Consider the following 11894-nt stretch of genomic DNA (forward strand, 5'->3'; position numbering starts at 1 on the left):
GCGTCCGGAACGGTTCCGGAGCCGGCCGGAGGCGAGGTGCTCCCATGGAAGCTCGGCGTGACACCCACTTGGACGCGCGGCTGCGCGGGGCGATGGCCGCGGCCCGGGCCGGCGGGCCGGAGGAAGGCGTCGGGGCGCGCGCCCTGGACGTCGGCGGGCTGCTGGCCGCCAGCGGGGAGGTGGCCGCCCCCGCGCAGACGACGGTCAAGCTGCTGGTGCCCGCCGGTGCCGTGCCGGCCGCCGCGGCGTGGTGCGAGCAGGCCGGCGGGTCCGTGGTGTCGGCCCCGCCGGACGCGAGCGGTGACACGGTGCTGCTCGCCGACGTCCCGGTCGACCGGCTGTCCGAACTGGACCGCCAGACCTGGCTCCGCCGGGCCGAAGCCCCCAAGGAGCTGTTCGCCCGGCTCGACCAGGCCCGTGGCGCGGTCACCGGCCTCGACAGCACGCTCGGCCTCCCGGAGCACGCCGGCCTGACCGGCGCCGGCGTGCTGCTGGCGATCGTCGACAGCGGCGTCGACTACACGCACGCGGACTTCCGGCGCGGCGACGGCTCGACCCGGCTCGAGCGGTTCGTCTGGGCCCGCCACCAGCAGGGCGCGACGGCGTCGGAGTTCACCACCTTCGACACCGCGCAGATCCAGGACGCCCTCGACGGCGGCCCGGCGCTGCCGCAGGGCGACCCCGGCGGGCACGGCACCCACTGCGCGTCGATCGCGGCCGGCAACGGCCTGGCGCTGGCCGGCCGGCGGTTCCGCGGGGTGGCGCCCGAAGCGGCGTTGTACGCGATGCGCAGTGAACCGCTGCTGGACGTGCACACGATCCGGGGCATCCGGGACGCGTTCGAGCTCGCCGGCGACCGCCCCTGCGTGCTCAGCCTGAGCAGCGGGACGCACTTCGGCGCGCACGACGGCACGTCGGCGCTGGAGAACGAGATCGCCCGGGCGTCCGGGCCGGGCCGGATCATCGTGGTGGCGGCGGGCAACGAAGGCGACGACGGCATCCACGCCTCGGGCCGCCTGGTGCCCGGCCAGGACCTGGCGTTCCCGGTGCGCGTGGCGGACACCGGGTTGCTCTACTGCGACGTGTGGATCCCGCGCGGCGATGTCGTCGACGTCTGGGTGGAGGCCCCGGACGGGACGCAGTTCGCGCCGGACCCGGACGAGGTCACGACCGCGCACGGCACGTTCGTGGCCGACTTCGTGGAGAACCCGCTCAACCGCGACCAGAACCTGACGTTCCTGATGATCGACGGCCACGTCGACGACCGCTGGACGGTCCGCATCCGCCCGGTCTCGGTGGTCCACGGCGAAGTGCACGCGTGGGCGGGCACGGTGGCGGGTGGCCGGATGCTGTTCCCGGGCGCGCCGCTCGACGGCTACACGGTGGGCATCCCGGCGTGCGAAGAGCGCGCCATCTCGGTGGCGTCGTTGATCAGCCGCACCAGCTTCGAAGGCCCGAACGGCCCGTCGCCGCTGCCGGCGTTGCAGGTCGGCACGCTGTCGGCGTACTCCAGCCAGGGCCCGACCCGCATCGGCGGCTTCAAGCCGGACATCGCGGCCCCGGGCCAGGTGGTGACGGCGGCCCTGAGCAAGGGTTCGGAGTTCGCGGCGGATCCCCGCCTCGCGGCCCGCCTGCACCCGAGCGGCTGTTACCTGACCATCCAGGGGACGAGCATGGCGACGCCGTTCGTGGCGGGTCTGGTGGCGCTGATGCTGGCCCAGGAGCCGACGCTGACGCCGGAGGACGTCCAGCAACGCCTCCGCACCACGGCCCGGCGGGACGCGGCCACCGGCCCGGTCTGGAACCCCCGCTACGGCTGGGGCAAACTCGACGCGGCGACGATCCTGTCCGGGTGACGCCGGGGCGCCCGTCAGAACGGGTGGGTCTCCAGGTACGCGGTCCACACCTTCTTCGGCACGCACATCCGCCACGCCTCCACGACCAGCTCCCGCATCTCGCCGGGGTCGATCGCCGCCAGGCGGCACCGCACCCAGCGGAAGCGCAGGTCCGACGGCTCCGGCAGCAGGAACTTGCCGGGCTCCCCGGCGATCAGGGCGTCCCGCTGCTCGCGGGGAAAGGCGAAACCCATCAGGGTCTCGTCGGCGGAGAGGGCCACGAAGACGATCTGCCCGACCCGGAACTTGATCCGGTCGCGCACCACCGCCTCGTAGGCACGCGGGAGGGTGGACGCGAACGCGCGGACGTCGTCACCGGTGACCATGCCGCCATTCTCCCGCGGAACGCGGACCGGCGGCGCACCATCCCCGGGTGCGCCGCCGGTTCCGGGTCACGCCCGGCAGGTGCGGCCGCGGTTCACGCAGTTCACCAGGCCGTTCATGATCCGCTGCGACATCACGTTGGCGAAGTCGTCGTGGTCGGACAGCGGGTTGTGCTTCTCCTGCGGGAAAGCGTCCACTTTGTACTGCTTCTTCAGCTGGATGTCCCGCGGGATGTCGTAGGTCAGCGAGATCTGCAGCTGCGGCACCGCCTTGAACCCCTTGCCGCACCGGCCGAACTGGTCCGGGAACACGATGTGCGTGCGGTGGTTGGCGCTGTCGGTGTTCTTGCCGTCCCAGCAGCTCGGGAAGGTGTGGATGCGCTTGACCTTGCTGCCCTGCGGGCAGATCGGGTACTTGTCGACCAGCCGGTTCTCGAAGCCGGTGCAGGTCCAGCTCGCCTTGGCGTTGGCGGGCCCGTTGGTCGAAACCTTCGCGTCGCCGTAGAGCACGCGAAGGAAGCGCGGCATCGCCACGACCTTCCCGACCGGGCTGCCGCGGAAGGTGAGCTGCACCTTCTGCGGGCGAAGGATCTTGCCGTCGTTGCCGGGCAGCTCGTTGTTCTCGTCCTGCCCGGGCAGCGCGCCGCCGGCCGTGGTGCTCGGAGGCGGCGTCGGGGTTCCGGTGTCCTTGCCCGGCTTCGTCGTGCACGGCGCGAGACCGCCGAGGTCGCCCGGCTTCTGCGTGAACCGCCCGATCGCGATGGCGATCCGGTCGATGATCGCGGCGCGGCGGTCCTTGAGCGGGTTCAGGATGGCGTTGCGCACGAAGTCCGGGCCGCCCTGGCCCTGCGTCGCGGCGATGCGCTGGTTGGCCTCGTCGGCCTGGTTGTCGAGCTGGTCGAGGTTGCTGTCCACTTCGGCCATCGCCTGGTCGGGGATGTCGGCCAGCTTGCTGGCGACGTCCGGGCACGCGACCTGGACGGTCTTCGCCTCGCGGTCGGCCTGCGCCCGGTCGCCGTCGGGCTTCTTGGCCGGCTCGTTCTTCTCCTCTTCGCCGGTGTCGATCCGGACCACGGGCCAGAAGTAGGCGGACTTGTCGCCGTTCTTGCAGGTGGTGCCGGCCTTGACCAGGCTCTTGTTGTTCGAGTCGGCGTTCGTCGACAGGTTGCCGACGTAGTCGTGCAGGTGCTGGGCGCCGTTGCGGACACCGGGCTGGGCGATGAAGTTGTCCGGGTTGAAGTGCTGGTTTTCGTTGCGGCCGCAGTCGACGGTGAACGTTCCGGTCGACGCGCCGGTGACCGGGCGCGGGTCGAACTGGTTCGGCTTCACCTTCAGGATGTCGACGAAGAAGGCGGGGTTCGCTTCGTCGGCGCTGGCTTCACCGGTGTTGCCGGTGGTCGTCGCGACGACGATGCCGCCGACGGCGATCGCGAGGGCGAGACCGCCGGTCGCGATCTTCGTCCGGCGGGAAAGGCGATGCCGTCCTTGGGTGCGGGACATGGGTAAATCCTCCGGTGTCGGGCTGGCGGGAACGCGCGACACTGAACGGGTACGAGCCCAGGCTCGACCCGGACAGGCGGGGTTCTTGCGGGTGGGTGCGGGATGGGTCGGCCGGAACGCAACCCGGCTGGTCCACTGACCCGACATCAGTGGGTGCGCGCCCACCTGCCCGTGGCCGCGCCGTCAACCGGCTGGTTATCGTTCCGTTATGGACGCTACACGGGCGCTTGACACCGGGCAAGAAGTTCTTTTCGACAGTTACGAACCGTCAGGCCCGGATCGCGTCTGCGTAGCGAAAGAGGCTGTTGACCTGCGGATTCGCTACCTGTGACAGGTCCGTGGAAAAAAGTTTGAACCGAAGTGAACCGGCATCCGTATCCCTCGGTGAGACCGGTCGAATGCCCGCAGTGCGGGCGCCGTCGGGAATTGCCGCGAAATGCGGGAATGGCGCTTTTGGCGGCCGATTCACGGCAGCGACGACCAGCCGCTCGCGGCGCCACGGCTCGTATTCGCAGGCCACGATCTCCGCTCAGGTGGGCGGGCGGTGCCCGGCGGCGAGTCCCGTGGCCCGCCAGGCGTCGCGGGTGACAGCGAGCGGGTTAACGCACTCGGCGATCACGCTGACGCCCGTGCGGAGCAGGTCGCCGGCGACCTCCCGGGCGACCACGTATCCCACCGCCCCCAGCGGCGGCTCCAGCGGGGTGCTGCGCAGGATCGCCTGCTCGATCGTGTCGACCCGCAGGAAGGCGAAGCCGGTGCGGCGCGCCAGTTCCCCGGCGACGGTCGTCTTCCCGGTCGCGGGCAGGCCGCCGAGCACGATCAGCAGGCGGGACACCGGAAGATGATCGCAGGTGCCCGGATCAGGACGCTTCCCGGTGCGCGAGCAGGCTGCGCCGCAGGGTCGCGAGGGCGCGGTGCTGGGCGACGCGGACCGCGCCGGCGCTGCCGAGGCCGACCGCGGCCGCCGTTTCCTCCGCCGTCATGCCGAGGATGATCCGCAGCACCAGGATCTCGCGCTGGCGCGGCGGGAGCGTGTCGAGCAGCCCGGACGACCAGTCGAGCGCCGCGGAGCGCTCGACCTCCTCGCCCGTCGGGTCCGCGCCGTCCGAACGGCCGGCCGGCAGCTCGGCGACCGGGCTGGTGCGGTCGCGCGCCCGGCGGCGGTGGAAGTCGGACACCTTGTGCGCGGCGATGCCGAAGACGAACGGCACGAAGCCGTCGGGCTCGTGGCGGTACTCCGGCAGGGCGCGCACGATCGCCAGCAGCACGTCCTGGGCGCAGTCTTCGGCGTCCGACGAACCGTCCTGCCAGGTGCGCAGCCGTCCCAGGCAGTAGCGGAAGACGATCGGCCGCAGCGCCCGCAGCAGCCCGGCCACCGCGGCGCGGTTGCCCTGGATCGCGGCCCGGACGAGCACCGGATCGAGGACGGACGTCGCCGTGGGCGGGGAACCACCCTCGGCGGAGTGCGGCGGCATCGGCCCTCGCCCCCTCTTTCGGTTGAATCGGCAACGGACGGTCACGACGCTAAGTCACTCCGCGTGGCCGCCACACCGGCCGGGCGGCCGTCCCGAACCGGGTCTTCCGGCCCTGGTCCGGACCGGCTCGATGTGCCTGCCCGCCGCCGTCGCGGGTGGCCGGGCCGAACGGCCCTATCGGCGGACCGGGTGAACCGATCACGCTGGTGGCCGGGGATTTTCACAGGAGAAACACAGGGACGCGATGGTGGACGAAGTGGGCTTCGGGCTGCTGCTGGACCGGCAGCAGTGCCTCGCCTTGCTGCGGACGGCGAGCCTCGGCCGGGTGATCTACACCCACCGGGCGATGCCGGCGGTGCGTCCGGTGCGTTTCACGGTCGTCGACGACGCCGTGGTGTTCGCCGTCCCGCCCGGCAGCCCGCTGTACGCCGGCGCGCGGGACGCCGTCGTCGCCTTCGAGGTCGACGAGTTCGCCGCCGACCTGGGTGCCGGCTGGTACGTCAGCCTGCTCGGCCGCGCCACCGAGTCCGTCGCCGTCGACCTGACCTGCCCGTGCCCGGCGCCCGCTCGCACCGGCCACCGGTTCCTGCGCGTCCCGGCGGAGACCATCAGCGGTCACCGCCTCGCGTGCCACGCGGAGTGATTCCCCGATCGCCGTAACGGAGCAGCGTCCGTCATCGACCCACCGGATGGACGAACCGGATTGGGCCGGCACGGGCAGTGGCCTGTGGGACCCTTGACGGCCCGGGGCAGGCCCGGGACTCGGGCGGAACCAGCGGGGTCGACGGGACGTGGCGGACGAATTCAGCATGCCGGCGATCCTGGCCGCCGTGGGCGGTATCGCCCGCGAGCTGGAGCTGCCCGGGCTGCTGACCCGCGCGGTGACGGCGACGTGCGAGCTGCTCGGCGCCCGGCGCGGGCGGCTGGACCTGGCCGAAAACGGGTCCGCCGGCTACGGCCGCGGCGCGCTCGGCCCCGGTGCGGTCGAGCTGCCGGTCCGCGCGGGCACCGAGACCTTCGGAACCCTCGCCGTCGAGCCCGGTGAGGGGCGCGAGTTCGGCCGTCGCGAACGCGAGGTGCTCGGCGCGCTCACCGCGGCCACCGGGATGGCCGTCGAGAAGGCCCTGCTCGTCGACCGGATGCGTCGCCGCGAACGCTGGCTGGAGGCGTCCTACGACGTCACCCGCGCGCTGCTCTCGGCCCAGGACCTGCGGGCCACGCTGCGGCTGGTCGCCGAACGCGCGCGCGTCGTCGCCGGCGGGACCGCGGGGGCGATCGCCCGGCCCGACGGCCCCGGCCGGCTCGTGTTCGACGTCGTCGAGCCGCCGGGGGAGGACGCCGATCGGCTGATGGGGATGACCGTGCCCGTCGAAGGCACCGCCACCGGCATGGCGTTCGCCACCCGGCGCCCGGTCGTGGTGCGGGACTACGGCGAGCGCGTGCAGGAGCAGCAGCGGGACCACGACGGGCCGATTCCCGCGATGATCAAAGACCTCGATTCGGCGATCTCGGTGCCGCTGATCGTCGGCGAGGAGACGCTCGGGGTGCTGGTGGTCGCGAAGTTCCGCGACCGCTCGCCGTTCACCGAGTCCGACGTCCAGCTGGCCGAGACCTTCGCCGGGCACGCCGCGCTCGCCGTCGAGTTCTCGCGGGCGCAGGAGGCGCGCCAGCAGCTGGCGGTGTTCGCCGACCGCGACCGGATCGCCCGCGACCTGCACGACCTGGTCATCCAGCGGCTGTTCGCGACCGGGCTCGGGCTGGAGGGGGTCAGCAGGCTGATCGCCGACACCGGGGTCGCCGCGCGCGTGGCCGGGTTCGCCCAGGACCTCGACGGCACGATCCGGGAGATCCGCAACAGCATCTTCTCGCTCCAGGCGCCCGCGCAGGCGCAGGGCAGCCTCCGCTCGGAACTGCTGCGGGTGGCCGTGGACGCACGGGACGCGCTGGGCTTCGAGCCGCGCGTCGGGTTCGACGGGCCGCTGGACGCCGCGGTGCCGGACGCGGTCCGTTCCGACCTGATCGCGTCGCTGCGGGAAGCGCTGACGAACGTCGCCCGCCACGCCGGCGCGAAGTCGTCGTCGGTCGAGGTCACGGTGGACCGGCTCGGCCGGCGGCTGACGCTGGTGGTGCGCGACGACGGGGCCGGCCCGCCGGCGGAGGCGGGCCGGATCAGCGGCCTGGCCAACCTCGCCTCGCGGGCGGCCCGCTGGAGCGGCCACTGCGTGCTGGCGGCGGGTGAGGACGGCGGGTCGCGGCTGGAATGGACGGCGGAGCTGCCGGCGATGACCGGCGAGCAGGGGAGTGGACGATGACGATCGCGGTGTTCCTGCTGGACGACCACGAGCTGGTCCGGACCGGGCTGAAGACCGTCTTCGAGCCCGAAGCCGACATCGAGGTGGTCGGGGAGGCGGGAACGGCAGCCGAAGCGCTGGTGCGGATTCCGCAGGCCCGCCCGGACGTGGCCGTCCTCGACGTCCGGCTGCCCGACGGGGAGGGCGTGGCGGTGTGCCGGGAGATCCGGTCCACCGTGGACCCGCCGCCCGCCTGCCTGATGCTGACGTCCTATTCGGACGACGAGGCGCTGTTCGGCGCGATCATGGCCGGCGCGGCGGGGTACATGCTCAAGCAGGTGTCCGGGCGGTCGCTGGTCGAGGCCGTCCGCACGGTCGCCGCGGGCGGCTCGCTGCTGGACGCCACGCTGACCGCGTCGGTGATGAACAAGCTGCGCGGCGAGGACGTCGCGGCCCCCGACCCGCGGTACGAGCAGCTCAGCCCGCAGGAGCGGCGGGTACTGGACCTGGTCGCGGAGGGCCTGACCAACCGCCAGATCGCCGAGCGGCTGTTCCTGGCCGAGAAGACGGTGAAGAACTACGTCTCGTCGGTGCTGCACAAGCTCGGCGTCGAGCGGCGCACCTCGGCGGCGGTGTACATGTCCCAGCGGCGGGCCGAACCCGGACGATCGGGCTGAATTCCCGGCCGATGGGACGAAACCGGTGGGGCGTCCGACGTATCCAGCCACCGATGGAGTACACCTGTCGGGTGACGCACGAAGTGGCGTGCGCCGACAGAGGGGACGACATGGCGGGGTTGTCGGGCGGGGACTATGTCACGCGGCAGATCAGGGCACTCGCGGACGCGGTTCGCCGCGAAGGGGCCGGCGGCGTCGGCACGCGCAGCTTCCAGCTGGCCGAGCACCTGGCGGCGGAGGGCGGTGTCCACCGCGGCGACATCATGACGGCCACGGCCACGCTCCTGGCGATGACGGCCTGGTGCGACGGCGAGGTCGAGGCGGCCGTCCGCTTCGCGGAGCTGGCCGGGGAACACGACGAGGAGTCCCGCGAGCTGGTGACCCACCTGCTGCGCCTGGAGGCGGGCGCGGACCGCGGCTGGCTGCCGCGCGACCAGGCGGAGGCGTTGCTGGAGTACGCCCGCCGCGAGCGCCGCGGCGACCTGGCGACCCGCGTCCGCGCCCTGGCGGGTGTCCGCCGCGGCCGGCACCGCCGGGAGGACTAGCTCGCCTGGCCCTGGGCGACCGCCAGCACGGCGAACAGGAACGCGGTGGTCGCCGCCGTGGAGCGGAAGATGTCGATGCGCGCCCAGCGGCGGATCACTACCTGCCAGCCCGGCGGGGGTGCGTCCGGCCGCCAGCCGTCGACCTCGATGTTGAGCGGCACCGTGCCGAGGAACGACAGCAGCACGAACGCCGCCATCGCGATCAGCGTCGCCCAGCGCAACCCCAGGCCGGGGCCGGGGACCACCACCAACGCGGCCACGGCGAGCGCGGCCGCCGGGAGCATCACGATCGGCACGACCACCCGCAGGCGGCGTACCAAGGCCTGGCGGGCCAGCAGGTGCGCGTGATCGTCCAACCGGGACAGTGCCGGGTGGAGGCCGTACCGGACGATCAGCTCTTCACCCGCCAGGACACCGATGACGAACAGCGCCGCGTACTGCACTAAGGTACTCACACTAAAAGATTACAGTCACTGAACTCATCGGTGCAACGGCCTAGGGTGGGCGCATGAGCGTGGACTGGGAGACCTCCGGCACGGAAGGACTGCGGGAGCGCAAGAAGCGGCAGCTGCGCCGGAAGCTGACCGACACCGCCACCGCGATGTTCCTCGAGCGCGGCTTCGACGCGGTCCGCGTCTCCGAGATCGCCGCGGCCTGCGACGTGTCGGAGAAGACCGTCTTCAACCACTTCCCCAGCAAGGAAGCCCTGATCCTCGACCGGTCCGAAGCCACGATGGCCGCGCTGCGCGCCGGGCTGGCCGAGCCTGGCCGCACCCCGGTCGAAGCGGTGCTGGCCATCCTGGACGGCGAACTGGCCGCCCTGCTGTCCTGGGTGGACACCCAGCCGGACCCGGCCGGGGCGAGCGCCCGGGTCCGGGCGTTCACCGCACTCGTCCGGTCCACGCCCGCCCTGCGCGCGCACCACCGGGACACGACCGAGCAGCTGGAGGCCGTCGCCGCCGAGGCCCTGGCCGCCCGGACCGGCCGCGCCGCCGACGACCCGCTGTGCCGGATCTCGGCGACCGCCCTGCTCGGGCTGTGGAGTGTCCAGTCCGCGGCGCTGCACCGCAATCTCGACGGCGAGCGCACTCCGGACCAGGTCCGCCGGGCCGTCACCGAAGACGTGCACAGCGCGGCGCGGCTGCTCGACACCGGCCTGGCGGGGCTCGCCGGGAACTCCTAGTCCGATCCGGGTCGGCCAGCCGGTCCGGTCGGCGGTCCGTCCACTGTGGAACGCCTCGGCGTCGCCGCGGGTGACGACGCGGTCGTAGCCGCCGGGCGGGAACCAGCCGGTGAACTCCATCCCGGCGTCGTACTGGTCGGAGAAGAAGTACGGCAGGTCGTCGTGGACCACTGCGCGGCCGAGCATCGCCAGCGCCGCCGCCGGTCAGCACCGCCGAGACCGCGGATTCGCCCGCGAAGCCCGTCACGCCGGTGCCGAACCGCAGCTCGACGCCGTGGCGGCGGTGCCGGTCGGCGAAGTACCCGCCCAGCTCCCGCCCGAACGTGGCGTGCAGCGGGGCCGGTCCGGGCTCGACGATCGTGACCGGGCTGCCGTAGTGGCGCGCGGCCGCGGTCGTCGAGTACCCGAGGCGTTCGCCGCCGGCCAGTTCCAGCTCGTGCGCCGCCCGGTCAGCACCTCGATGTCGCGCTCGGCGTACCGGTATCCGCGGCCTTCGCGCCGGTGAGCCCGGCGCCGACGATGACGTAGGTGTCCATCAGGCGAGCACGCCGGTGAGGGCGAAGAACTCCTGTCGCGTCTTGGGTTCTTCGCGCAGCAGACCGTGCAGCGACGACGTCACGGTCAGTGCGCCGTTCGCCCGCACCCCGCGCAGCGACATGCACAGGTGCTCGGCCTCGATCACGACACCGACGCCCTTGGGGGCCAGGTGCTCCTGGAGCCAGTCCGCGACCTGCTTGGTCAGCCGCTCCTGCACCTGCAGGTCGCGCGCGAACATCTCGACGACGCGGGCGAGCTTGGACAGCCCGAGGATCCGCTCGCCGGGCAGGTAGCCGACGTGCGCGACCCCGCGGAAGGGCAGCAGGTGGTGCTCGCACAGCGACTGCACCGGGATGCTCTTCGCCAGCACGAGCTCGTCGTAGCCCTCGTCGTTGGGGAAGGTCGTCAGCTGGAAATCGCGCGGCTGCAGCATTTCCGCGTAGGCGTTGGCCACCCGCCGGGGCGTGTCGCCGAGGTGCTCCGACGACGGGTCCTTGCCGAGGGCCCGCAGCAGGTCGGCGACCGCGCGCTCGGCCGCGTGCAGGTCGACGGCGTCGCGGTCGTGGACGACCCCGAGGTGCCGCAACGGGGTCGGTGCGCGGACGGGTTCGACGGTCACGGGTGCCTCCTTCTAAAATCAAGACGGACCGACGTTAGAAGCTCCGAGGGCTTTTCGTCAACAGTCATTTGTTTTAGAATGCGGTGATGCACGAAACCCAGGCTGTGGCCGCGGTCGCAGCGCTCGACGAGCCGACCCGGCGCCGGTTGTACGAGTACGTGGTCCGCCGCCCGGAGCCGGTGAGCCGCGACGACGTGGCCGAGGCCCTCGGCGTGCCCCGCGCGACGGTGGCGTTCCACCTCGACCGCCTGGTGGAGGAGCAGCTCCTGGTGGTGGGCCACGAGCGCCGGACGGGCCGGAGCGGGCCGGGGGCGGGCCGCCCGGCGAAGCTGTACCGGCGGTCCGACCGGCAGGTGAGCATTTCGCTGCCCGAGCGCCGGTACGAGCTGGCGGGCCGCCTGCTGGCGGCGGCGGTGGAAGAAGCCGACGAGACCGGGGCTTCACCACGCGAGATTCTGGCGAGACGCGCCCGCGCGCAGGGGGAGGAGCTGGCCGCGGGGGCGCGCGACATCGTGCGCACGCTGGAGGAGAACGGCTTCGAGCCGCGCACCGAGGACGGCGAGGTGCTGCTGGCGAACTGCCCGTTCCACCGGCTGGCCGAGGCCCACACGCGGCTGGTGTGCGAGATGAATCTCGGGCTGGTCGAAGGAATGCTGGCGGGAGTGGGGGAGCAGGGCCTGCGGGCCCGGCTGGACCCGCGGCCGGGGTGCTGCTGCGTCCGCCTGGCGGCGGATTGAGCCGAGCGCGCCGAGGTGGGGGGGGGGGGGGGGTTGAGAAACCAAGACAACCGCCGGCGCGGGGGCGGAATTGGGGGGGGCGGGGGGGGCGCGGGCGGGCCGCCGGGGGGTG

The 11894-nt window shown here is 72.8% G+C and carries 14 protein-coding genes; 7 read left to right on the forward strand and 7 right to left on the reverse strand.

Going from position 1 to position 11894, the window contains the following annotated elements; translation table 11 throughout:
• The first annotated feature begins 44 nt into the window (after positions 1-44).
• Entirely contained in the window at positions 45-1856 is a 1812-nt protein-coding gene (locus tag ACWEF6_RS21680) for a S8 family serine peptidase (protein ID WP_449684611.1), read from the forward strand.
• Between the two features lie 14 nt (positions 1857-1870).
• Here ACWEF6_RS21680 and ACWEF6_RS21685 read toward each other — a convergent pair whose 3' ends face one another.
• The 4 genes from ACWEF6_RS21685 to ACWEF6_RS21700 all read right to left on the reverse strand — a co-directional run bounded on the left by ACWEF6_RS21685 (position 1871) and on the right by ACWEF6_RS21700 (position 5193).
• A complete protein-coding gene (locus ACWEF6_RS21685) occupies positions 1871-2221 on the reverse strand; it encodes an MmcQ/YjbR family DNA-binding protein (protein ID WP_449684612.1) in 351 nt (116 codons plus the stop codon).
• A 66-nt stretch (positions 2222-2287) separates the two neighbouring features.
• Positions 2288-3718 (reverse strand): DUF1996 domain-containing protein, encoded by a 1431-nt coding sequence (locus tag ACWEF6_RS21690; protein WP_449684613.1) that lies wholly within the window; start codon positions 3716-3718, stop codon positions 2288-2290.
• 529 nt (positions 3719-4247) lie between these two features.
• Positions 4248-4553 carry an AAA family ATPase gene (locus ACWEF6_RS21695; RefSeq protein ID WP_449684614.1) on the reverse strand — a complete coding sequence of 102 codons (306 nt, stop codon included), beginning with the start codon at positions 4551-4553 and terminating at the stop codon, positions 4248-4250.
• Between the two features lie 25 nt (positions 4554-4578).
• On the reverse strand, positions 4579-5193 hold the full coding sequence (locus ACWEF6_RS21700; protein WP_449684615.1) for a sigma-70 family RNA polymerase sigma factor: 615 nt from the start codon (positions 5191-5193) through the stop codon (positions 4579-4581).
• A 244-nt stretch (positions 5194-5437) separates the two neighbouring features.
• On the opposite strand from ACWEF6_RS21700, the gene ACWEF6_RS21705 reads away from it, so the two are divergent.
• The 4 genes from ACWEF6_RS21705 (at position 5438) to ACWEF6_RS21720 (ending at position 8706) form a co-directional block, all read left to right on the forward strand.
• Positions 5438-5836, forward strand: coding sequence for a pyridoxamine 5'-phosphate oxidase family protein (locus tag ACWEF6_RS21705; protein ID WP_449684616.1), 399 nt, complete (start codon positions 5438-5440; stop codon positions 5834-5836).
• Positions 5837-6002: 166 nt separating this feature from the next.
• A complete protein-coding gene (locus ACWEF6_RS21710) occupies positions 6003-7505 on the forward strand; it encodes a GAF domain-containing sensor histidine kinase (protein WP_449684625.1) in 1503 nt (500 codons plus the stop codon).
• Entirely contained in the window at positions 7502-8161 is a 660-nt protein-coding gene (locus tag ACWEF6_RS21715) for a response regulator (protein ID WP_410586486.1), read from the forward strand. Before ACWEF6_RS21710 ends, ACWEF6_RS21715 begins: the two co-directional genes overlap by 4 nt.
• Positions 8162-8214: 53 nt before the next feature.
• A complete protein-coding gene (locus tag ACWEF6_RS21720; RefSeq protein WP_449684617.1) occupies positions 8215-8706 on the forward strand; it encodes a hypothetical protein in 492 nt (163 codons plus the stop codon).
• On the opposite strand, the gene ACWEF6_RS21725 is transcribed toward ACWEF6_RS21720, so the two are convergent.
• Positions 8703-9161, reverse strand: a complete 459-nt coding sequence (locus ACWEF6_RS21725; RefSeq protein WP_449684618.1) for a DUF1772 domain-containing protein — start codon at positions 9159-9161, stop codon at positions 8703-8705. The two genes, ACWEF6_RS21720 and ACWEF6_RS21725, sit on opposite strands and share 4 nt — an antisense overlap.
• Positions 9162-9214: 53 nt before the next feature.
• Between ACWEF6_RS21725 and ACWEF6_RS21730 the strand changes: the two genes are divergently transcribed.
• A complete protein-coding gene (locus ACWEF6_RS21730) occupies positions 9215-9889 on the forward strand; it encodes a TetR/AcrR family transcriptional regulator (RefSeq protein ID WP_449684619.1) in 675 nt (224 codons plus the stop codon).
• Here the strand turns inward: ACWEF6_RS21730 and ACWEF6_RS21735 are convergent.
• Together ACWEF6_RS21735 and folE are read right to left on the reverse strand one after the other, a co-directional pair.
• Complete coding sequence (locus tag ACWEF6_RS21735) at positions 9819-10373, reverse strand: FAD-dependent oxidoreductase (protein ID WP_449684626.1); 555 nt, start codon at positions 10371-10373, stop codon at positions 9819-9821. The genes ACWEF6_RS21730 and ACWEF6_RS21735 overlap by 71 nt on opposite strands.
• A 51-nt stretch (positions 10374-10424) precedes the next feature.
• Positions 10425-11045: a GTP cyclohydrolase I FolE gene (gene folE, locus ACWEF6_RS21740; protein WP_449684620.1), complete on the reverse strand. Its 621-nt coding sequence runs from the start codon at positions 11043-11045 to the stop codon at positions 10425-10427.
• Positions 11046-11131: 86 nt separating this feature from the next.
• Between folE and ACWEF6_RS21745 the strand changes: the two genes are divergently transcribed.
• Positions 11132-11782: a helix-turn-helix transcriptional regulator gene (locus ACWEF6_RS21745; RefSeq protein ID WP_449684621.1), complete on the forward strand. Its 651-nt coding sequence runs from the start codon at positions 11132-11134 to the stop codon at positions 11780-11782.
• Positions 11783-11894 lie beyond the last annotated feature (112 nt).

Source organism: Amycolatopsis sp. NPDC004772 (assembly GCF_053601215.1).